Origin of the sequence: Tenacibaculum caenipelagi (assembly GCF_004363005.1) — a bacterium.
GTDB classification, from domain to species: Bacteria; Bacteroidota; Bacteroidia; order Flavobacteriales; family Flavobacteriaceae; genus Polaribacter; species Polaribacter caenipelagi.
On the sequence record NZ_SNYH01000006.1, the window covers coordinates 97,933 to 119,910 of the forward strand.

At 32.6% G+C, this 21,978-nt stretch carries 24 protein-coding genes and 1 tRNA gene; 2 read left to right on the top strand and 23 right to left on the bottom strand.

The genetic code is table 11. The features are described from left to right. Window positions 1–7 precede the first annotated feature (7 nt). The 5 genes from DFQ07_RS13320 to DFQ07_RS13340 form a co-directional block, all read right to left on the bottom strand. Window positions 8–1,921, bottom strand: a complete 1,914-nt coding sequence (locus DFQ07_RS13320; RefSeq protein ID WP_133537690.1) for a DUF3857 domain-containing protein — start codon at window positions 1,919–1,921, stop codon at window positions 8–10. A gap of 71 nt (window positions 1,922–1,992) precedes the next feature. Next, window positions 1,993–3,093, bottom strand: coding sequence for a DUF4407 domain-containing protein (locus tag DFQ07_RS13325; RefSeq protein ID WP_133537692.1), 1,101 nt, complete (start codon window positions 3,091–3,093; stop codon window positions 1,993–1,995). A gap of 100 nt (window positions 3,094–3,193) precedes the next feature. After that, window positions 3,194–4,684, bottom strand: a complete 1,491-nt coding sequence (locus DFQ07_RS13330; RefSeq protein ID WP_133537694.1) for a M56 family metallopeptidase — start codon at window positions 4,682–4,684, stop codon at window positions 3,194–3,196. Next, window positions 4,684–5,052, bottom strand: coding sequence for a BlaI/MecI/CopY family transcriptional regulator (locus DFQ07_RS13335; RefSeq protein WP_133537695.1), 369 nt, complete (start codon window positions 5,050–5,052; stop codon window positions 4,684–4,686). Before DFQ07_RS13335 ends, DFQ07_RS13330 begins: the two co-directional genes overlap by 1 nt. Before the next feature lie 136 nt (window positions 5,053–5,188). Beyond that, window positions 5,189–6,577: a dipeptidase gene (locus DFQ07_RS13340; protein ID WP_133537697.1), complete on the bottom strand. Its 1,389-nt coding sequence runs from the start codon at window positions 6,575–6,577 to the stop codon at window positions 5,189–5,191. 101 nt (window positions 6,578–6,678) lie between these two features. On the opposite strand from DFQ07_RS13340, the gene DFQ07_RS13345 reads away from it, so the two are divergent. Together DFQ07_RS13345 and DFQ07_RS13350 are read left to right on the top strand one after the other, a co-directional pair. Then, window positions 6,679–6,760, top strand: a tRNA-Leu gene (locus tag DFQ07_RS13345). Window positions 6,761–6,817: 57 nt separating this feature from the next. Then, on the top strand, window positions 6,818–8,113 hold the full coding sequence (locus tag DFQ07_RS13350) for a tyrosine-type recombinase/integrase (protein WP_133537699.1): 1,296 nt from the start codon (window positions 6,818–6,820) through the stop codon (window positions 8,111–8,113). 58 nt (window positions 8,114–8,171) lie between these two features. Here the strand turns inward: DFQ07_RS13350 and DFQ07_RS13355 are convergent, their stop codons facing one another. The 18 genes from DFQ07_RS13355 to DFQ07_RS13435 form a co-directional block, all read right to left on the bottom strand. Beyond that, complete coding sequence (locus DFQ07_RS13355; protein WP_133537701.1) at window positions 8,172–10,544, bottom strand: zincin-like metallopeptidase domain-containing protein; 2,373 nt, start codon at window positions 10,542–10,544, stop codon at window positions 8,172–8,174. A 21-nt stretch (window positions 10,545–10,565) separates the two neighbouring features. Next, window positions 10,566–11,171, bottom strand: a complete 606-nt coding sequence (locus tag DFQ07_RS13360) for a lysozyme family protein (protein ID WP_133537703.1) — start codon at window positions 11,169–11,171, stop codon at window positions 10,566–10,568. Further along, entirely contained in the window at window positions 11,172–11,552 is a 381-nt protein-coding gene (locus DFQ07_RS13365; RefSeq protein WP_133537705.1) for a hypothetical protein, read from the bottom strand. Further along, window positions 11,552–13,585 (bottom strand): hypothetical protein, encoded by a 2,034-nt coding sequence (locus DFQ07_RS13370; protein ID WP_133537707.1) that lies wholly within the window; start codon window positions 13,583–13,585, stop codon window positions 11,552–11,554. The genes DFQ07_RS13365 and DFQ07_RS13370 overlap by 1 nt, the downstream gene beginning before the upstream one ends. Before the next feature lie 10 nt (window positions 13,586–13,595). Then, window positions 13,596–14,075, bottom strand: coding sequence for a hypothetical protein (locus tag DFQ07_RS13375; RefSeq protein ID WP_133537709.1), 480 nt, complete (start codon window positions 14,073–14,075; stop codon window positions 13,596–13,598). 1 nt (window position 14,076) lies between these two features. Further along, window positions 14,077–14,508 carry a hypothetical protein gene (locus tag DFQ07_RS13380; RefSeq protein WP_133537711.1) on the bottom strand — a complete coding sequence of 144 codons (432 nt, stop codon included), beginning with the start codon at window positions 14,506–14,508 and terminating at the stop codon, window positions 14,077–14,079. 37 nt (window positions 14,509–14,545) lie between these two features. Further along, the gene (locus DFQ07_RS13385) at window positions 14,546–14,863 is read right to left on the bottom strand and encodes a hypothetical protein (protein ID WP_133537713.1); all 318 of its coding nucleotides are present in this window, start codon (window positions 14,861–14,863) and stop codon (window positions 14,546–14,548) included. After that, window positions 14,856–15,395, bottom strand: coding sequence for a carboxypeptidase-like regulatory domain-containing protein (locus DFQ07_RS13390; protein ID WP_133537715.1), 540 nt, complete (start codon window positions 15,393–15,395; stop codon window positions 14,856–14,858). Before DFQ07_RS13390 ends, DFQ07_RS13385 begins: the two co-directional genes overlap by 8 nt. Window positions 15,396–15,416: 21 nt before the next feature. After that, window positions 15,417–16,013, bottom strand: coding sequence for a hypothetical protein (locus tag DFQ07_RS13395; protein ID WP_133537717.1), 597 nt, complete (start codon window positions 16,011–16,013; stop codon window positions 15,417–15,419). Between the two features lie 10 nt (window positions 16,014–16,023). Further along, entirely contained in the window at window positions 16,024–16,182 is a 159-nt protein-coding gene (locus tag DFQ07_RS15675; protein ID WP_166627796.1) for a hypothetical protein, read from the bottom strand. 2 nt (window positions 16,183–16,184) lie between these two features. Further along, a complete protein-coding gene (locus tag DFQ07_RS13400; protein WP_133537719.1) occupies window positions 16,185–17,048 on the bottom strand; it encodes a hypothetical protein in 864 nt (287 codons plus the stop codon). Window positions 17,049–17,051: 3 nt separating this feature from the next. Beyond that, window positions 17,052–17,327, bottom strand: coding sequence for a hypothetical protein (locus DFQ07_RS13405; RefSeq protein ID WP_133537721.1), 276 nt, complete (start codon window positions 17,325–17,327; stop codon window positions 17,052–17,054). After that, a complete protein-coding gene (locus DFQ07_RS13410; RefSeq protein ID WP_133537723.1) occupies window positions 17,327–17,821 on the bottom strand; it encodes a hypothetical protein in 495 nt (164 codons plus the stop codon). The genes DFQ07_RS13405 and DFQ07_RS13410 overlap by 1 nt, the downstream gene beginning before the upstream one ends. Window positions 17,822–17,893: 72 nt before the next feature. Continuing rightward, window positions 17,894–18,481, bottom strand: a complete 588-nt coding sequence (locus DFQ07_RS13415; RefSeq protein WP_133537725.1) for a hypothetical protein — start codon at window positions 18,479–18,481, stop codon at window positions 17,894–17,896. A 38-nt stretch (window positions 18,482–18,519) separates the two neighbouring features. Beyond that, on the bottom strand, window positions 18,520–18,930 hold the full coding sequence (locus DFQ07_RS13420) for a hypothetical protein (protein ID WP_133537727.1): 411 nt from the start codon (window positions 18,928–18,930) through the stop codon (window positions 18,520–18,522). A 4-nt stretch (window positions 18,931–18,934) separates the two neighbouring features. Next, window positions 18,935–19,441, bottom strand: a complete 507-nt coding sequence (locus DFQ07_RS13425; protein WP_133537729.1) for a hypothetical protein — start codon at window positions 19,439–19,441, stop codon at window positions 18,935–18,937. After that, a complete protein-coding gene (locus tag DFQ07_RS13430) occupies window positions 19,441–20,178 on the bottom strand; it encodes a hypothetical protein (protein ID WP_133537731.1) in 738 nt (245 codons plus the stop codon). The genes DFQ07_RS13425 and DFQ07_RS13430 overlap by 1 nt, the downstream gene beginning before the upstream one ends. 6 nt (window positions 20,179–20,184) lie before the next feature. Beyond that, the gene (locus DFQ07_RS13435) at window positions 20,185–21,864 is read right to left on the bottom strand and encodes a hypothetical protein (protein ID WP_133537732.1); all 1,680 of its coding nucleotides are present in this window, start codon (window positions 21,862–21,864) and stop codon (window positions 20,185–20,187) included. Window positions 21,865–21,978: the final 114 nt, after the last annotated feature.

The window sequence follows — 21,978 nt, forward strand, 5'->3', positions numbered from 1 at the left end:
AGTAATTTTATAGTTTGATTAATTCTGTTCTTAGGTTATCGTATTTGGAGACTGTTTTTCTAAACTTTCTGTAGGCTTTGTAGTCTTCTTTAGGGTGTATACCTTTTTTAAGAGAAAACTCTCTTGTATATTTAAAGCTTGTATCGTCTATTTTTTCAAAATTTAGACTGTAAGTCCCAAATTTATTTATAATGTTTTTTCTTTCAGGTAGATTTGTTAAGGTGTAACCTTGGGGGATTTTAAAAATAAATTCATCCTTATCGGTATAACCTCTTTGAATTACTAAAGGATGTTGCCTATTTCTGTATTTTTTTGGTATTCCAGTAACTCTGTTAAAAACATTAAGTTTAAATAAATAACTACTGTCTCTAACAGTTGCAAATTTTTCAATCTTAATATCAAGGTTTTCAGTGAATTCAATTTTTTCTTTATCGTTAATATGTTTAATGTTTTCAACTTCTAAATTATTATTGTAACTCCAAGTTGTTGTTTTATAGTGTTTTATAAGTTCTTCTGGTGTGTAATAATCAATGAAATATTTATTGACATATTGAGTGCCATAAGATTTTCTTTCAAAAGAGGCATTGATATTTCCGTTAGAAAGAAGTTCAATAGTCGCTTTACTTAATTGTAGGTTGTCTTCATTAATGTATGCAGGTGTCTTTTTAATAATTCCACCTTCTGGGGTAATTACAAGTACGTCTCTATCATCTGTAAAATCACCTAAAAAACCAAAAGGAATTATTTGACTGGTGCATTCAAGCCATAAATCATTTCCGTTATTTGGAATGTTTAAAATCATATGGTTCCCTTGTAAAGAAGTGAAATTATTGTCAATATTTTTTTTGTCATTTGCATATACTAAAGTGTGATATGATTTAACCCCAGCTACATCCAATAGAGCTTTAGTGTAATTTGTTAGCCCTTTACAGTCTCCATAATTTACTTCATCCACCTTATCTGCTGCAATAGGTTGCCATCCACCTATATCAATTTGAATACTAATATATCTTGTTTTACTCTGTACATATTTATAAATAATTTTCGCCTTTTCAATTGGGTCATTTACATCTTTAACTAAACTTTTTACTTTAGTAACGGTAGCAGGTGATAATTCATTTCTCCCTTTTATAAGGCTATTGTACATCCATAATCCAAACTCTTTCCAATCATGAGCATCTCCTTTAACCCTTTTTAAGCTAAAAGAGTTTAGAGATACGGCTAGATTAGGAGTAAGTTCTTCAAAGCTTAAGGTATAATACTCTTCTTTAATGGCTTGTTGGTTGGTTAAGGTGTAATTTAAAGAAGAATTAGTAGAAGAGTTTTTAATAGCAAAACTTTCAAAGTTTTTTTCTTTTTTTCTAAAAGGAATGTTTTGAGGGTTATTCAAAATATATACATTCTTTTCAATAGCCAAATTATAGTCTTCAATAGGAAGCCACTTAGGAATAAAGCCTGTTGAAGAATTTTTTTCTTCAGTTTCAAATACAATAGTATATGGGTATGCTGTAGGAGTATGTTCTAAAAATTTAACTCTAGAATCAGAATATAAAGTTCCACCATCGATAGCGCTTACATCTTGAAAATCGTTCTTCGAGTATTTTTTTATTTTATTACCAAAAGCATCATAAACAATAGCTGAGAGCTTAGTTATTTTGGTATCGCCATCATAATGCTTGTAAGCGTTTATATGAGTCTTTCCCAGTTTGTTTAAAACAGTAACAATTCTTTTTTGTTTAATAGTAAGTTGATCTACAGCTTCTACTGTTATGACTAGTTCATTTAATCGAACTACTGCATTGGCATTTTCTGTTAGTTCTAATGGGATTAGATTGTAAGATAATTTTATGGGTTCTTGCGAAAATAAACAAGAGGGTAGTAGTAACACTATCAGAGTGATAGTGCTGTTAATTTTTTTCATGCAATTATATTTTTGTTTTCTTACCAACAAAAATATAAAAAAACTACAGACTAAAAATTTTTGAAATTAGATTACAAAATTTCCTGTTGATTTTTATAAAAAGAGTCAGCTTGCAATTTCATTAAGTTACGAGCCATTTTTTGTTTGTAATTGTATAGTTCTTCTTCAGTTTTTAAATCAGAATATACTTTGTCGTTGAGGTTTATGTCTGTTTGTAATATCGCTTCTCGTTGATGAACTTGTTGTTGAATCCAAGTTTTAACTAAAGATTCATGGTTCTCTAATTTATAATCATACTCACTTTTTGAGCTAATGAGTTTGGCAAAGATAGGAGCAGTTTCTATCGCTAAAAATAATAAGAAAATGAAGAAAGAAGGTAGCCAAGCTAATTTGTTTAAAGCATTAACACGAGCCATTAATCCATCAAAACTAGAAATAATAGGTTGTGTTTGTGTTTCTTTTAATTTTTGATTTTCAACTAAATTGGCAATAGCAATTTCTTTTTGTTTTATTTTTTCTGTATTCTCTTTTTTTAGTTGATTCAATTCTGCAAGAGCAGCATCGTGTTTTTCTCTTTTCTCTTTATAAACAGGACCTTTTCCAATCAGTTTAGTGCCTTTTCTTCCCTCTGCTTCTGCGATATAGGTTTCGTACAGGGTGTTTACCTCGTTTTCTTTGGTGGTGACTTCGTCTTTTAAAGAGGTAATTTCTGAATTAATTTTGTCTATCTCAGGGGTAAATTGTTGTGCAATTTGTGTTTTGTTATCTAATGTCATTTGGTTTTTCTCAGTCAACAATATTTGATTGATTTCCTTTTCGAAGATTTTTAATTCCAATGGTTTAGAAATTACTACAGCAATTATCATTGCTAATAGCAATCGAGGAAGAACTTGTACGAGTTCTTGTCGCTTAGATTCCCTTTTTTTTATAGTAGAAACAATAAATCTATCTAAATTAAAAATGAGCAATCCCCAAATAATTCCGAAGAAAATAGCAGTGTAAATGTTATCAAAAACAGTATACAAAGCATAAGCAGCTGCAATGGTTGCCATAAGTGCGGTAAAAAAAACAGTGGCTCCAATACCTGCATATTTATTTTGCTCTCCGTTAGCACATTTTTGTAGTAGCTCTAAATCTGCTCCAGAACAAAGAAGGAAAAATCGTTTTAACATAAAAATAAGCTTATAAGTTAATAACGAGTGTTTTATGTAATTGTTACAAAAAAAAGCCTCATTTAAGAGGCTTTTAACAAGTATGTGTTTTGAGTATCAGTTATTTATTGCTAGTGACATATACTGACCCTGTACCATCTTTGTTTTTTTTAACATCAACTTTTTTTATGTCTTTAGGAGCAATTTTGTCTAATTTTTCCTTGGAAATAAGCTTGCCATCTAAGTAATATTTTACATCAGAGAAGTTGATGTTGTTTGTGTTTTTGTTAACCCTTTTGCTATAAAACTTGATGATTTTTTTGTTGTTTTTTGCATGGCTTATGGTTCTTAATCCCTTTTTGTTTTTTGTTAACTTAATAACTTCGTTATAACCCACCTTTTTGTCATCGAAATAGAAATCAGCATTTTTGTTTTGATATATATACTCGATAGCATCTATTGGTGGAGGTGGAATGCTTGAGATTTTTTCTCTAACAACTCTGGTGTTTGAGTTTGGAGGAGGAGTTCTTTTACTAACCCTTCTTATTGGAGGAGGTGGTGGGAGTTGTTCTTTTTCCTTCTCTGTTAATTCTGAGAATTTTTTAGTTATTTTATTTCCTTTTTCATCATGGTAAGTTATTTCTGCGTCTTCATGATTAACTCTTTTTCTATAAACTGTTACTGATGATGGAATTGAATCTTTTGAAGTTTCAGTAGAGAGTACATGTGTTTTTTCTTCGTATTCATGTTTTTTTGTTATTTCTGCTTCCACTTTTTCAGCAAATAGAAATGTGAACCCTGCTAATACTGGTATTACTGCCAGTTTTTTTAGCAAAATCTTGGTACGAGAACTTTGTTTTGTCATCATTAATAATCTTTTTTTAGTTAATAAATAATTCAAATTACTGGCCAAGTAATATTTGTTGCTCCAAGTAGCTCTATTTAATAGTAAATATTGATACTCGATAGTATTTTTGTGTGTAGTAACTACTTTATTGTCTGCTAAAAACTCATGATTTAATTTCACTGCTTTTTTAAGAAATATAAATGTTGGATTGATCCAAAAAATAATTTGTAAGAATTCAATTAGCAGCACATCAAATGTGTGTTTTTGTAAGGCATGTGTTAATTCGTGTGTATAAAGTTCAGTTTCTATTTTGTTGGTGTTGTATTCTTTTTTATTGATAAAAATATAATTCCAAAAGGTGTGTGGACTAATTAAATCGTCAACCAAAACAAGGGTAGCTTTACCTTTTTTAATTTTTTGATGTTGTTTTATCTTTAAAAAGATATCAAATAGATTTTTTGTAAAACGGGTTAATAAAATGATAGCTACGATTGTATATACAATAAATAAATATTGTGTGTAGTTAACTTCCTCAATAGTATTTACATTCATAGTTGAATCTGTAATTAAGGAAGGTGTTACTTTTAAAGTATTCGGAATAGTTTCTATATATATTTTATAAAAAGGAGCTATAAAAGAAAACAAGAGGCTACCTAATAAATAAAATCGGTTGAATTGATGCATTTTTTCTCGTTCTAACACTAAGTGATAAAAAGCAAGCAACAATGCTAAACAAAGCCCTGATTTGATTAAATACGTTACCATTATTGTTGCTTTTTAATTTGCTGATCAATAATTTTTTTTAAGTCTTCCAATTCAGAAACTGATAAATCTGTTTTCTCAGTAAAGAAAGAAGCAAACTGACTCGCAGAGTTGTTAAAAAAGTTTTTAATCAATCCGTTCACATGCTTTGAAAAGTAGTCTGACTTTTTAACCAAAGGAAAATATTCTCTCGATTTTCCATCTAATGTATAATCAACAAATCCTTTATCTTTCATTCTTTTCAATAGTGTAGCTACAGTAGTTGTGGCAGGTTTTGGCTCAGGAAATTCAGCTAAAAGGTCTTTCATAAACGCTTTTTTCAATTTCCACAAATATTGCATCACTTGTTCTTCTGTTTTCGATAATTGCATTTTGATAAAATTATAATCTTACTCTACAAATGTAGAAATAAATTTTAATTCTACAAGTGTAGAGTTAAAATTTATTGAAAAAAAAATAGCCTTGAAACTGTTTCAAGGCTATTTTATTGGTGTTATTAAGAATTGATTATTTTGATAACTCCGTAAAATATTGATAAAAATACGGGATAGTTTCAATTCCTTTCAAGTAATTCCATACACCAAAATGTTCGTTTGGTGAATGAATGGCATCAGAATTTAATCCGAATCCCATTAAGATGGTTTTACTCTTTAATTCTTGTTCAAACAAAGCAACGATAGGTATACTTCCTCCGCTTCTTTGTGGAATTGGAGTTACTCCAAACGTTTCTTGATACGCTTTACTAGCTGCTTGGTAACCAATATTGTCAATAGGTGTTACATATCCTTGTCCTCCATGATGAGGTTTTACTTCTACTTTTACCGATTTTGGAGCAATGCTTTCAAAATGTTTTTTGAATAATTCAGTAATTTCTTGCCATTCTTGTCCAGGTACTAAACGCATTGAAATTTTTGCATATGCTTTAGAAGCAATTACAGTTTTTGCACCTTCACCAGTATATCCACCCCAAATACCGTTCACATCTAAGGTAGGGCGAATAGAGTTGCGTTCGTTAGTAGTATAACCCGCTTCTCCGTGAACATCATCAATGTCTAAGGCCTTTTTATATTCTTCTAATGAAAATGGAGCTTTTGCCATTTCATCACGTTCTTCACGAGATAATTCTTCTACTTTATCATAAAATCCTGGGATGGTAATATGATTGTTCTCATCGTGTAATGAAGCAATCATTTGGGTTAAAATGTTGATTGGATTTGCTACCGCACCTCCATATAAACCAGAGTGTAAGTCTCTATTAGGACCAGTAACTTCAACTTCAACATAACTTAAACCACGCAAACCAGTAGTGATAGAAGGAATGTCGTTTGCAATCATTCCTGTATCTGAAATTAAAATTACATCGTTGGCTAGTTTTTCTTTATTTCTAGGAACAAACCAAGCTAAACTTTCAGAACCAACTTCTTCTTCACCTTCAATCATAAATTTCACATTACAAGGTAGATTACCTGTATGGGTCATATATTCTAATGCCTTTACATGCATATACATTTGCCCTTTATCGTCACAAGCACCACGTGCAAAAATGGCTCCTTCAGGATGGATGTCTGTTTTTTTGATAACAGGGTCGAATGGAGGAGAGGTCCATAAATCGATAGGATCCGCTGGTTGCACATCGTAATGACCATATACCAATACTGTAGGTAAGTTAGGATCTATTATTTTTTCTCCGTAAACAATTGGGTATCCTGGAGTTTCACAAATTTCTACTTTATCACAGCCTGCTTTTTCTAAACTCTCTTTCACAGCATCAGCAGTATTTAATACATCTTGATTAAAGGCAGGGTCTGCACTTACTGATGGAATTTTTAATAAATCGATAAGTTCATTAATAAAACGATCTTTATGTTGAACTATGTAATCTTTTACGTTTTGCATGTGTTGTGTATTAATAAGTTTCAAAAATAAGAAAAATAGTATACTTGTTCTTGGTAGTTTGCAAGTATTGTTTATATTTGCATCCACAATTTCAAAAGTACGCGGGCGTGGTGGAATTGGTAGACACGCTAGACTTAGGATCTAGTGCAGCAATGTGTGAGAGTTCGAGTCTCTCCGCCCGTACAAGATCAATGAAACCAATGCTTTAAGCGGTGTAAAAACCCCTAAAGCATTTTTTTTATGATTAAAATTTATAAAAAAGAACCCGAAAAAGAACCCGTTTTTAATAATGGCGTCTTAGCGAATAAGTCACATTTTAATTTTTTAAAAAAATTGTATTCTGATCCTAAAATTTATAGAGCCACGGAAATTGTCAACGGTAAAAAAGTAGTTACCCTTAAAAAGCAATGGCATGTTTATTACTCTTATAGAAGTCCTTATACGGGCTTATTGGAGAAAATTACAACTAGAAAAGGAATAAATAGGGAAAACACTATATCAGGAAGAGAGGCAGCAGCTAAAAATCTGCAAAAAGCAATGAGAAGGCTTCTGCAGGAAGGGTACAACCCTTTTAAAGAAAAAGAATTAGAAAAAGATGTAAACGATGAAACTTACACAACTGTAGAAGCTCTTAATTTAGCTTATGAGCATAAAAAAAACTCTTGGAAAGAATCAACACAAAATGTTAATATAACTTACTTGAACGGCTTTATAAAATGGCTTAAAAGTAAAGGTCTGGATAAAGAATCTATAGAATCACTTACAAGAAAGCATGTGTCTTTTTATTTAGGGAACTTGATAGAAAACAACAAAAGATCTAATACAAGTAGAAATAATCACAAGCGCTTTTTATCCTCGTTATTTTCTGAATTAGAGGAAAAAGAGATTATACAGGATAATTTTATTAAAAAAATAAAGTTCTTAAAAAGTACAGCAAAGAAAAATAAACCTTTTAACGAAAAGCAGCTTCACGACATTTTAGAGTACACTAAAACTAATGATCCTTATTTGCATAAGTACCTTAAAGTAATGTGGTATTCATTTTTGCGTCCTGTTGAAATCACTAGGTTAAAAGTAGAAAATATTAATCTTATAGATAAGGTAATAGAAGTTGAAACCAAAACAGGTGAGAGGTCTTATGTAAGAATTGTAAAGCCTTTGCAATTTTATTTTAATAGTTTAGAATTACATAAGTACAAAAATGATATGTTGATCTTCACAAAAGAAATGGAAATAGGGTATTGGGAAACTAAGAGGGAGAAATCTAAAGAAGATTGGTTTTCTAAACGATTTAAAAATGTAAAGGACCATTTTGGACTTTCTACCGATTATGGGGTTTACTCTTTTAGACATACTGCTGCACTTAGTTTGTATTATCAATTAACAAAAGAGGGAAAAAGTGAGCATCAAGCTGTTATAAATATACAGGCTATTATGAGACATGACAGCGAACAAACAACAAGAAAGTATTTGAGAGACATAGGAGGGCAGTTACCTGAAGATTGGTCTAAAGATTATAACTACGAGGTTTTATAAAAAAACCCGACTTACATAATGTAAAATCGGGCTTTTAACAACCTAAAACTAACTAATACTATTCTTCTTTTTCTTCTTCTATTTTTTGCAATTCTCCACTATAAATATTGTATCTTAATTCATGTAATGGGGTTTTTTGGTATCTGTTTTTGTCAGGGTAAATATAGCTTTTGGTGTAATCGTTAAATTTTTCTGTAAATAAGACTATATCTGCATCATATTGGCTTTTTGTTCCTCCTCGCATTTTTCCGTCTGCTGTTTGTTGAAAAATGACTAAAAACAGTTTACCATCGTATTTTTTTCGTAAGTCTTTATCAATCTCAAATCCTTTTTCAAGCTCTTGCATTTTAGCAAAGCTATCAATAACAATAACGTCGTTGTTTTTAATTAAGGTGTCTAAATCTTCTACACTTTCAATAACTGGATTACTTATGTTTGAGAAAGAATCATCATCAATATACTCGTAGACTTTATCCCAGTATAGTGTACTATCAGGATGCTCTTCTAAACTTCCATGACCTACGCGGTAATTTTTTGCTAATGCATTCATAAAACGAAAAGTTTTTCTAGTTTTACCCGATCCTTGCCCACCTGTTAAAGTGATTACTACACTTTCTTTTTCTTTTTTTTCAATTTTACCAAGAAAAGCACTTATATACTCGTCAGAAATATTATAGTACTCATATACTTTGTTTTGGCGCTCTAATAATTTATCAGCTAAAGAACTCCCACTATTTTGTTTTAATTGTGGTTGTACGGGTTTCGGTTTCTTTTCGGTGACTGTTGGCTCCTCCTGTTTAATAAAAGATTCCGTTTCTTGTGGCGTGTCAAAAACGATTGGGGCAGCTAAAAATGTTTCAGCTGGTTGTGCTTCTTCTTTTATTTTAGGAATTTCAGGTGTGAATTTTTCTACACTAGAGGTTAGTTTTTGCCCTGCAAGTGCAAGTTGCATTTGTTTTGGCTCAGGCTTTTTTTTAGGCTTCGATTTTACTAATTTGATTAAGTCCTTATAAAAAGCTGGTTCGTTATCCTTGTTTAAGTTTAAAATTAAATCGGTTGATTTTTGTGCTTGGCTCGCTGCTCTCATTAAAAACCTTTTATCATCTTCAGCAAACTTTAAAACACTTAACCAGTTTTTTAAGTACTCCGCATGGTTTTTATCACTATGCCAAATTATACCAGCTTGCGCAGAAAGAAAAACAGCACCAAATTCAGCGATTAATTCTTCTTTTGCGTAGCTTTTAGATCCAAATTTACCAGTAAAATCTCTTTTCAATCTAGACGGATGCCCTGTTGAGTGGCTTAACTCATGGAAAAGTGTTCTATAATAATCGTTAGGAGTTTCAAAGCTGTTAAGTCTAGGCATCTTTATACTATCGGTAGAAGGTCTATAAAAAGCCCTATTTCCTCCATGACTTAAACTAGGGCTAGGCTTTGGTTGATGTTTTAAAATCAATTCTGCAACTTCATTCTTTTTATGGCTCTTACTTTCTTCAGATTTATAAACTTTTCCAACCTTTAAAGTATCTAGTTTAAAATCTATTCCCTCTATATCTGAGCCATTAAAAACGTTGTAGTATTTAATAATTGGTACTTGACGAACAACTAAATTAAATTGCTTCTCAGAAATTTTATTTTTCTTTAAAAAAGCAATCATTTTCTTTTTGTCGTATGTACCAAAGTCTATGTTTTTCTTTTTGTCAACGAATTTAAATAACAAGGTGAAATAAATAACACTCTTAGCTTTAGCACCTTTTTTTATAGTACCTTTTCTTTCCTTAACTTGTTTAAGGGTTAAAAAATAAGGATTGTCGTAAACAGAGTACAGATCACTATCTTTTAGCATTAAAAAATTAACACCTCTATACTCTTTTTTAGTTACAAAATTGAAAGGAATTAAAAACCCATCTTTTTCGTAATACTCATAATCTCCCCACTTTTTTTTGTACCCAAAACCAGTGGCGTTTTTTACAAGTGATACCATTTTATCTGTTATCATTTTGTAAATATCTTCACTCGATACAGGTTTGCCTAAAAAGTAGACTTCATCATCTACCGTTGTAGGATTTTCAATAAACGGAACACCTAAAGCTTTTAGTTCTTTTTCTGTAAAATCAGTTGTTACTTCTGAAGTATTTTTTTTAGCTGAAAAAAAACTACCATTTTCAAAGCTCCACCCTTTTTTTAGTGTTCCGTTATCGTTCAAAACTTCAGTACAATCGACTTTTTTTAAAGGAGCGTTTAAAGCTTTTGGGTACTTCTTTAATTCAATATAAAATTCTTCCGAATTAGGATTGTCAAGTAAAATTTTACTTAAACGATATACTATTTCGGTTTCATTTGCCTTTTTTGCATCGGCAATTATATTTTCTAAAACCTCACGGCTCACTTCTGAGCCGTTAAGTTTTTCAAATCTTTGTGATACTGTCATTATTTTTTCTTACTCTTTTTTTTAAGAATCCATACAAGGGCAGTCGCCGAAACAACCACAGTTCCAAAAAGGATTACATTTTTTTTTTGACGGCTTATTAAAAGCCGACTGCGGAATATCTGTTCGGAAATAGGTTTGCCAAGCAGTAGGAATGTAGTCAAGCATTTTGTTTCTCACTTCTTCTACTGTAATCTTAGCATCCTTATCTTTATCAAAAATAGGGTTAGCAGCTGCAATTTTAGCAGCTGGTAATGATCGGGTTTGTAAAACATACGTTAGCGGTTTTCCTACAGCTACAGGGAACAAGGTTGCTAAATACATGTCAACATAACTGTTAATTTTTTTGCGATACGGATAATAGTATTTATAAACGTATTCTAATTGTTCTACAGCACTCATTTGCTGTAATTTTTCTGTAGTTGTTCCAATTCTTTCAGCTGCCACCTTTCCAAACTGAATTAAACCAACATAACCCAAGTTGTTTTTTATTGATGGTGAGAATGTACCGGCACTTTCAAAATTGATTATTGCCATTAACCAATTAGGATCAATACCTAATCTATAAGACACATCAATAGCCTTATCAATAAAAGGCTGATTTACTTTTTCTTTAAAAATTAACTCCATTTAAACTATTGTTAGTTTGTTCATTATTTTGTGTGATATGTACTGAAAGCATAATCCAAGTAGTAAGCCATAAAACATATCATCATTAAATTGTGGTATTGTAGCAAAGTATTTACACGCTGCGACCAAGGTGTCATGCAAAAACCTATAGACTAAAAATGAAGTAACAAAAGCGCAAACAAAATCTAATAAGTTATCGTTAAGCCAATGCTTTAAATCAAATTTTAGAATAACTGGTGGTTCTTGATTTCTCAACTTCTTTTTTCTTATGTTGTATCGTAACATTTTAATTAAAACCATACCGAACAACGTAAAGAAAACAAACCCTATAGTGTTTGAAATAGGGTTGTTACCTAGTATTATATTAAGTAAATCTTTCATTAACTATCAGTTCTATAAACTAAATTAAATTGGAAACTATTAACACCTGATTGCCCCGATGAAATAGCGCTTCCATTTAATTTTATTTTCAATATAATTTCCCCTGAATTAGTACTGAAATAACCTTTACACGAAAAAGCATCAGTCTTTTTAAATGCACTATCAAAAGTATCTGGAGAAGAAAAATATCCTATTAATGGTAATTTTGCGCCTTCTCCTGCTGAACCATGAATGGTTAAAGGTACTTTTACAATCCAATCTCCTACATCGGTAGGCTCTAGACTAGTGTAACTTATTCCTACATTAAAAGTCATTCTTTTTAACCTTCCTGTTTTTGTATAATCAACCTTAATATTAGGGTCATTTAAAGCAAAACTGCCTGCTCCGTTTATCGCATTATCTTGATGCGCTATCATTGTAGCTGCAACAGTTTCTGTAGTTATTGCTTCAAAACCTGCACGCATTAATCCAGCATCGGTAAGGTTAGCCTGTGGTATTACCGCATCGTTACCGTTGCTACTTTTAACCGTTCCTTGTGTTGAACCAGGTACAAAGGTTAAATCAGTAGAATTAATCCCACCGTTTACGTTAATAATTGGATTTGATGGATCGGTATTATCAATTGCAACGTTTGTTCCTGCTTGATAAACAGGAATATCTGAAGTAATAGCTAATGTACCATTTTTACGTGGCATGCTTACTGTGTGATTTGCAGTTAATGTTTCTAAAGGTGGTGTGAACCTTACTTTATACAATCCCTTTGAAAATGCTAATTCGTCATTATCTAAATAAGAGCTTTCTTCTTGTGGGGCGTAATTTGAAATGTGAACAGAACTAGATGTAATTGTTGTTTTACTAGGTGTTTTGTCATTTGTAAACTCAATATCATTAAGCGTTGTATTACCAGCATCGGTAACCTCTTGTAAAGACGGTGTTGGACTTCCCAAAACATTAATAATAGGGTTGGCAGGATCGTGATCGTCTATTAAAACGTTTGTTCCTGCTACTATTGAGTTAATTCTTCCAATATTGCTAAGTTCACTTTGTAATTTTTCTAATGTAACTAAGTCTTTTGATCCTGTAATTTGAGCCATATCGAAGCTAGGGGCTGAAATCCTACCTCCTTTTGTTATAATAAAAGCATCAGACCTATTACTGTCAGAAGTACCGTTACCAACCGTTAAAAGATGTTCGCTTAAATCCCAAGGCAAACCAGTTTTTTCGATAGCAGTATTATTATACCTACCTAAAACAGTTTCGTACAGACTACTAGGTTCTAAATAATTTCCTGCTATAAATACATTATTCATGCCTAACCCTGTGCCACTAATTCTATTATTAGTACCAAAAATTGAATTTGAATGACCTATGTTAATATAGTTTTGATCACCAAAAATAACATTTCGACTACCATTCGTACTGTTGTTATTTCCAGCAATAAACCCAAGCTTAGAATCTATTGAATAGTTTAAGCCTCCAAAAATATAATTTGACCCTGATGCAATTGAAATGGGATAAGCATAATAATTGTATGTTCCACTAGCATATTGCCACGATGTAACTAAGCCATCATCAACACCAATTACATTAACTTCTGAAATCACAGCTTCTGTATCGCTTATAACATCATTAATATCAATTTTAACAATACCTACATTTTCTAAGAATAAATATATTTCCCAACTGTAAAACAAACTTTTGAAATCATATTTACCCGAATTAAAACTGGTAGCAATTCCCTCTATTATGTTAGAACCGTTAGTAAGTTTTATTTGCCCCTTACTGTAACCATAAGTATAAGCAGCTCCGTTAGCCATTAAATCTGTTTGACTAGAAATAATATATCCCTTATCATTCTCTAAGAGATTTGACGCATCAATAACACGTCCTGTTTCGTCAGTTCCTAATACCTTCGCGTTTTTAGCTGATTTCACAATTAATTTGGTAGTTTCTACCTTTCGTTGAGAAAAGACGTTAAAAGTTGCTGTAAAAGCAAAAAGTAGGATTAATAAATTAAATACTCTTTTTTTCATTTTCGTTTTTTTAGTTTATAGTAATTGTTTTTGTGTAGTTCATAGCTTTTACATCTAACTCAATAGTTAACCTGTCTATGAACTTACTTTTGTTATTTGTTAATTGTGATAAGGCTATAATAGCCCCTGTTAATAATGGAATCTTCACGCTTAATGCAGGAAAATCATAAAATCCACCAGCAGGTAGTTCAATTTGATTGATTTGTAAATCACTAACTGCCAAAGTTTTGCTAGTTCCTTTTTCATATACTCTTAAAGTGTCTACGGTTAAAAAGCCTGTGCTTACATCAAGACTTTCATTTGTTGGGTTTTGCGCTCTTAGGTACAAATCGGCTTTTAGGTTACCGCTGCTTATTTTAAAATTCTTAACGTCTTTAACCGAAAATGTTAGTTTGTCTAATACTCTATCAATTTTCTTTTTCTTCATGATTAAATAAGCACCAAATCCCGAAGCTGTAGCTAATGCCCCCATTAAAACTATCTTTCTCATATTAAAAAAACTTTGACCAAATTTTAAAAGCAATTAAGACTGCTATTACTAAACAAAAGACAAACCACCACCAATTAAAACCTACTCCTTTTACTATTTCAGAGCTTTTGTCTTTTGATTCTTTGGATTCGGTGTTTTTGATGGTGTTAGTGTTTGTATGCTTTTCTGTATCACTAGAACCTTGTACCGTAGTAGAAATTTCAAAACCTTTTTTGATACTATCATATTTAGCAGAATACTTATTTTTTCCGCTACTCTTTGAAGTAGAAAAGCCTGATAACTTCAAATTAATTATACTGTCAACTACTTTATTATTTGTTTTTAGACCAATAAAAAAAGTATCTTCAATAGGTAATGAAGTAACTTTTAGATAAATGCTATCTTTAGCCTTAACTTCAAGTGTTTTAACTTCGCTTTTTTGGTTTATAACCATCTTTTTTTTTGAAGCGCAAGCCAATAGGGTAAAAATGCTAATTATTAAAATTGCTAATCTCGTTATCATCTAATATTCCGTATTTTTTTCTATAAATAGAAAGTTCTAATTTCAAGTACTTTATATAAGCTCTATGCTCTTTTGCTTCTTCCTGTAAAAAGTCAAGTCTACTTCCAAAATCTTTTTTTATGGCTTCAAGCATTTCCTCTTTTAACTGAAATACTTTAGATTCATAATCTACCTTTCTCGATTTTCTTGCAAAAAACCACCCCAACCAGCCACTACCACCGCCGACACCTAGCATCAACGATATTATTAATTGCCAGTTGGAAGTGATAAAATTTAGCTTATCCATTAGCTACTGGTTTTTTTGATGTGGTGCTGCGTTTTGGTTTTCTTGTTTTTGCATAAGCATACAAGGCAACCAAACCAACACCTACCCATAAGCCAGTATTTTTTTTGAATGATTTTTTAGTAGAAACGACAACTTCGTCTAACAAACTATCTTCTTCCATTTCTACCGCTTCAATTTGTGAAGCTGGAAGTGTAACATCTTTCATTCCGACGAAAGAAACTTTGATAAGTTCGTCATTAGCTGCTTCTAGTACAAAATTTCCGTTTTCATCTGAAACAGCACCTTGTTGTGTTTCAACATTCATGATGTGCGCTCCTATTAACGGTTGTTTTGTTAATTTGTCAATAATTTTTCCTGTTTTTTCCATAGTTCCATTTTTAGCATGACCACCGCAACCACAACCGCAAGAGCTTTTTTGCGTTTTGCATCCGCATGAAGTTTCTGCTTTGGTAGGCAAACTGCACCCAGTTTTTACTTTATCAAATAAATCTGCTCCAGTAGCTTGGCATGTAGCCATTATAATTGTTTCCATAACTTTTTCTTTTTTTCTTTTTTAAAACGAATATCCTGCACTTTCAATCCTTGACTTTACAACTGTGTAAACCTCACCATCACTAGGACTTAATTCACTTCTTAGCCAATAGTTCAAGTCTCTTGGCTCAAATACATCAAATAAACGACCCCAGCCTGAGCGGGGAGGCGCATTGTTTCCGTTGTATTCTTTCATGCCGAAAGTTTTATATACTAGTTTGTAATCGTCGCCTGTTTGAAGCTTTTTAAAAACCTCTAATATTGCGTTCTCGTCAGTTCCATAAAGAGGAGCCATAATGTTACAGGCATCGTATATTGTTCTAGCGAATTGCTGTGCTTGTTCTTGGGTAATGGTTAATTTATTTGCATCAGTATTAACCGTAACATCTATATTTTCTAAGTGATCTTTACCTATAAAATCTGTTACAACTTCAGATCCTTTTTGCAAGTTCTTATAAACCTTATATCCCACAGCAACAACCAAAATACCACCTGCAACATATAGCAACTCTTTTTTGTTGTCAGCAATAAAATTACCTGTGCTTTTTAACGTTTTTGTAGCTTTTTCTTTTGTGACAATTTTCCCAACTCTTTTTCGTGTACTTGATTTCTTTTTCATAGCAATTTCCCTACTTTAAAAAGCCTTTTAAAACAGAGTATTGAAAAGGGTTAGAAAAATACCCAAGAGCTTTTTTATTTGTGCTTAATTCAGCTACTCTAATAAGTGTTTTTTCTTCTAAACCTGATAATACCTGTAATGCTTCTTCTTTTGATTTAATTTGTGGCATTTTTAATTAAGATTTTCAATGTGATTTTGTAAAACTTCTTTTAAACTATCACTCATGTTTTGCAATACATAAGCAACAAACCCAGCATCTTCTTCACTTATATTCTTTATCATTTCAATCGAATGGGCTTTCATAGGCGACAAGTTTTCTACTGGTGAACCTAATTGAGCTGGGGCAGCTCCTTTATTAAGTAGTGCTGGTACTACTTGCGGTAAAATAGCCCCTAAACCTTCTGACAAACGTTGAAATCCATCACTTTCAAGAAAACCTTTCTTTTCTAGTAGTTCTTTTTGCACTTTTAAGTCGGCACGCTCTTCTGAGGTGTCAACCTTTAGCTTTAAAGAATGATTTTCTTCTTCTAGTCTGCGAATTTTAGAACGATAGTCTTTGTTATCTTCTTCTAATTCTGATATACGTCTTTTATAATCACTTGAACGCTCACTTTCTACAAATGCACCTAAATACTGCATCGGCAAAGCATTGTTTTGTAAAGGGTTACCTAAAAACTCAGGTGTGTGTATAGGGGTAGGAGTAGGATTAGGCGCTGCTATAGATGCATGTTGCGCAGTATTTGAATGATTTGTATTCATATTTACTGTAACTTCTTTAGGATGGTGATAAGTAATTTTGTTAGGTGCACCGTACGTTCTTTGAAATAAAAACGTAGTGTTTTGAAAGCCTTGTTCTGCTAAGTGTGATAAAAAATGATCTATCGAACCAAAAATTTCGTTAATATCTTGTAAAGAATAGGCGTAACGCATTGAAGCGCTATCTTTTTTTAAGCGTAAACCATTTTCTTTGTCGGTTATTTTAACAACTCGACTAGGTTTTTTTAATTCGTGTTCTAATACGTTACGGATATTCATAATTTACTTTACTAATAACATTCTTACAATTGATTTCATTTTGGCATCCGATTCGAATGGCTTAAAGGTTAACAACCCATTTACAATAGGAAAACTAGTTTCTACTTTAAAGGGTCTGTCAAGTGTGATTAATTCGTCTGTGTTTCCGTTTAAAACCAACTTATCTGTTGGTTTAGAAGGCTTAACTTCTAAAAAAACAATTCCTTTACACTTGTTAATGTCTGAAAGATCAAGTGTAAACATTCCTGTTTTTTGTAGTTCTTGAAACAACGATTGCATTATTGACACGTTTTTTCTTCATCAATAACAAAAATGAACTCACCACATGGAGGGAAATCCTCTCCAAACAACTCGTAACTAATTATTATTTTTTCGTTTTCTTTTAACTCAAAGTCAACTGGTTTGTACCCTTTTTCGTGATTGTTTTCTTTTTTGTAGTCTTTTAAATCTGTAGGCTCAGTTATCAAATAACTACGATTATCTTCGATACGAATGTTTGTGTGTGAACAAATGAATGCTTTTCCTAGCGGAAATTTTTCATTAGGTAAGTCGTTTGCAGGTTCTTGACCTTGATAATCAATTGCTGACCACGTATCTAATTCTTTCACAAACGAAAGAAAATAAATACCTCTTAATTTTCCTTTTGGTAAGACATCGGTAATAACACCTCTTGAAAATGAAGCGAAATCAACATTAGAACCTGTTTTACCATGTTCTAACAATTCAGGGTTTACTTTTGTTCTATGATAGATTTTTCTTACTGGGTTTTCCATAGGTTAGCGTTTAAAAAAATCGCAATGCAATTACATTGCGATTTTTATATTATTATTTCTTCTTTATTTCGATTAACGCTTTAAAAACGTTTCTAAACCTCTTAATTTAGCAGATACAAATAGTGCTTGACCATCTGGAATATTTGCTTCTACTCCTTCAGGATATTCTATATCGTAAGTGATTAGAGATTCATCCTCGATAAAAGCAAATGCTTGTAAGTCACGATATACAGTGTCATTTGATCTTCCTGTAGCATTAATGATTGATCCAATAGGAAGCTTCATAACAACTTCGTCTTTTTGTTTCAACACTAAATTTGCGAATCTTAAATAATCAGGAGCGGTGTTGAAATTGTATGCTACTGACGCAGCATTAGCCCCAGCGTCTGCAACAACAGAACCAAAAGCCACACCATTAGCTACATATACACGCTCTTTTACTAATTTGTTACCATTAAAGTTGGTAATTCCTCTTACTTCTTGCGTAGACCCCGTTAATAAATTAACAGAACCGCTGGTGCCAACTTTTGCGTTAACGTATAATTCTGCGTCCATAGGCTTCATTTTACCAGTATTCCAGTTATAGCCCTTTTTTTTAATTTGATCTTTTAAGAACTCAGTTGTTCTTAAATACATTTCTTGATTTGCTAAAAAATTCATCTTTATTTATTGATTTTTAATTGTTAATGTTTTGTTTTTTATCTAAATACAATTTCTCCTGGTTGTTCTTCATACTCTGAGTATCTAGAACTTTGAGCAGGAATAAAATCGTAGCTAGGAGACGCTAAGAAGCTGTAATTTGCTTTGTTAATAGGGTTTCCTAAAGCTGTTTTAATAATTCCTTTTGTCTCACCAATAAGCTCTTTAGCTAGATAACCTAATTGAGTTGCTGAAACACCTATTGCAACATCTTGGGCAAATGATCCTGCTGCTGTTTTACGATCTAAAAAGGCAGCACCAACCACAGCGACTGCTGCAATAGCCCCGTGTTTTAACTTTGGGTTTTTAATAACAGTACTAGCGCCATCCGCTATTACTCTAGATGCCATTGCCCCACCTGTTAGCGCAATAGCCGTTACAATTGAGTTTGTTACGTTTTCTGTTTTCATATTCTTACTTTTTTTTCTTGTTTTGTGTTACTAAAAAAACACCGAATCCAAACAAGACCAAAACACCTACACCAACCCCAACATATAATTCGGTGTTGTCTTTTTTAGGTTTTAATTTCTCTTGTTGGCTCTGAATCATTTGCATCTGCATCATTTGAACAAGACTATCAACTGAAGTTTGATTTGCTTGTGCTTGTTGCTCTAACTTTTGCATTAACTGAGGTGCGATGTCTTTCGAATTTCCGCTGGAATCTTTAACGATAACCTGTTGCCCTTTTCCTGCTGCAATTATTTGCGCCGCAGTACCTCCAATTGTGCTTAACAAGCCCATGAAGTTTGTACCTCCCCAAAAATTACCACCACTACTACCACTAGTATTTGTGGTTGTTGTTTGTATTGGTGCACTTGTAGAAGTAGAGTAACTACCTGATCCAGAAACAGGGTTTGAAACCATATCTTGCCAAGTGGTATTATCAAAATACCCAGCCATAGCCATTTGTGTAGTTGTCATTATGCTGTTACTTTTTTAATGTTACTTTTTCCTTTTGATTTTTTTTTATTGTAGAAGTAAATACCTGTACCAGCTAATAAAACCACACCGATTACTACAGGGGCATTTTCTTTAGTTAAAAAGCCAGCTGCATTAATTTTCTTTTCGTTTTCAGCTGTTTCTGCTGCTATTTGTGCCTCTTTTAAAGCACGTTCTTCGTCTCTTTCAGCTTTATAAACAGCTATTTTTTCTTTTACTGTAGCTACTTGCTGTTTTAAACTTTCTAATGTTGCGTTGCTGCTTTCAATTACTTCTGAAGCTCTAGCAATACCCTCTTTTTGTTGACGCTCTAATGTTTCGTAAGCTCCTTTTACAGTTCCTAAAGCTGATTGTGCATCTTTTAAAGCAGTTTCGGCTTTTTGACGTTTTGCTACAGCTCCTTTACACCATGCACCTAAACCAATTCCCAAGGCTTCTGCAATCGCATTTTCTTTTTGTAACTCTTGGTTTTCTTTTTGAATGAGATTTTCTAAACGCGCAACTTCTTGCTTTAACGAAGCCCATTCAGAAGCTTGTTGTCCGTTTTCTAACTCCGTAAGTCGCGCATCCCATTCTGCCTTTTCAGCTAATGCCGACCTAGCCTGTTTATTCAACTTGTCTGCGATCCCATTTGACGGGCAGAAACCATCGAACCAACCATTTAAGCCGTAATAGACAGGTCGCCTTACGTTGCCATCTGTGTTAAATTCTATATTCATAACTAATTATTTTTTTACTACTAAAAACCCAGTAAATGCTAGCGCACCAAAACCTAAGTTTCTTTTAAAAGCTTTTCGCTTTTTTGCTTCTTTATCCATTTCAACCTCTTTCGTAAATCTCTCTTGATAATCTCGCATTGCAAGCTCATTTGCTGTGCGTAAACTTTGCGCTTCTTCTTTTAAAAATTGCGTGTATCTATCATCATACTTCAACCATATTTTATACATTTCTCGCTGTGCTGGTTGCTCTAAATAATAAAGTGCCTCACCACCTAAATAATATTGCTTTCTTAGTTCTTTTACTTTTTCGATATATGGCAATATTTCCTCTTTGTATTGCTCTTCTCTACCGTCTTTATAGGTGATTTTTAAATGATGTAGGTTTTCGGTTAGCCACTTGTTAGAAGTACCCTCAAAGGTTTCATTAGCCCTACCGAAAGGCAATACTGGGTTAATTCCGTACTTATTATCTTCCTCCCTTATTACTATATACCTGTATTCTGCTGATATTGGACTAGCGTCTTGATCTACAACTAGATAAAGAGTGCGTTCGTTAGTGATTGCACTTTTGTAGAAAACATCAACTTTATACCGATTATACGATTTAATGAAGTTGTCAAAATATGTGTCTATAATTTGCTTTAATTGCTCAATATATTTTAGAGCTGTTGTAAGTGTATCAGCAATACAGTCGTCTAATTGACTATAGGCAGTTTCACTGCGTAAATGCGCAATTCCTAAATCAAAATCTTTAAACAAGAAATTAAAAAGGTGCTGTATTCTATTTCTATTACCCCATAGTATCGCATCTTCTAAATCTGCTAACTTTTTTTGTAATACATTCTTTAAATCTCTTTCAATGCGTAGCTTTACCACAGGCAGTTGATAATCTGCATCACTACAACCTTGTATTGCATCCATTAAACCACCAATTACAGCTTCAGTAATTGGTTTTAAATCTTGTGCAGCTTGTGAGATAATAGCACCCCAAGGAGTAGCACCTCCGCCAGCTAAAGCAAAAGAGTTTGTGTCTCTCATCAAACTAGAAGAGACTTCATTATTTTTTCTTAATCCAGCTAACCCATAAATAGGTAATTCTGCTTCTTTTACATCCATAAAAACATCGTCTTTTTTATAAAATAATGGTTCGCTAGTGTATTGTAGCGTTCCATCAATAGTGTAGTATCCGTCTTTTAGGTTGCGTGGATTCTTTTGGTTGAAAGGAACGTTAACATATACATGACTATATCCCTCATTAGGACTATTTTTTATTCGTCTGAAGTAGTGCTTTATTCCTAAGTTTGATAAAATTGTACTAGCTATTATGCTGTAACTTTTGCAGTCGATACCGTCTTTGCGTTTTAACCAAGCACAGGCAGGGCTATACAAATTTTGTGTTTCTCCGTCTATTTTATACTGATAATGCCAGTATAAATAATAGTGGATTGCCTCGCATATGTCTTTAAGTCCTTTGTTTGCAAAAGTTACAGCTAGCTTTTTAGTGTGGTGTTGGTATTTTTTAGACCAATAAGCCATATTGTCTATAGCCACCTTAGTATCACCCTCTGCTAACTTTACGCTACTACAATCACTATAAGGCATTAAATGCTCGTACTCTTTTCCATCTTTAATGTTTCGATGAAGTTCTGCGTTAATTGCGTTTGCTCTTTCGTTTGCGATACTCACTAATACTGTTTTAACAGTACAATAGTAGCAATGAAAAAAAGTATGTTTTCGGGTTATGACCTGTTAAGATCATTTGTGTTAAGTTGCATTAAGTTGTGTTAAGTTGTGGCTAGT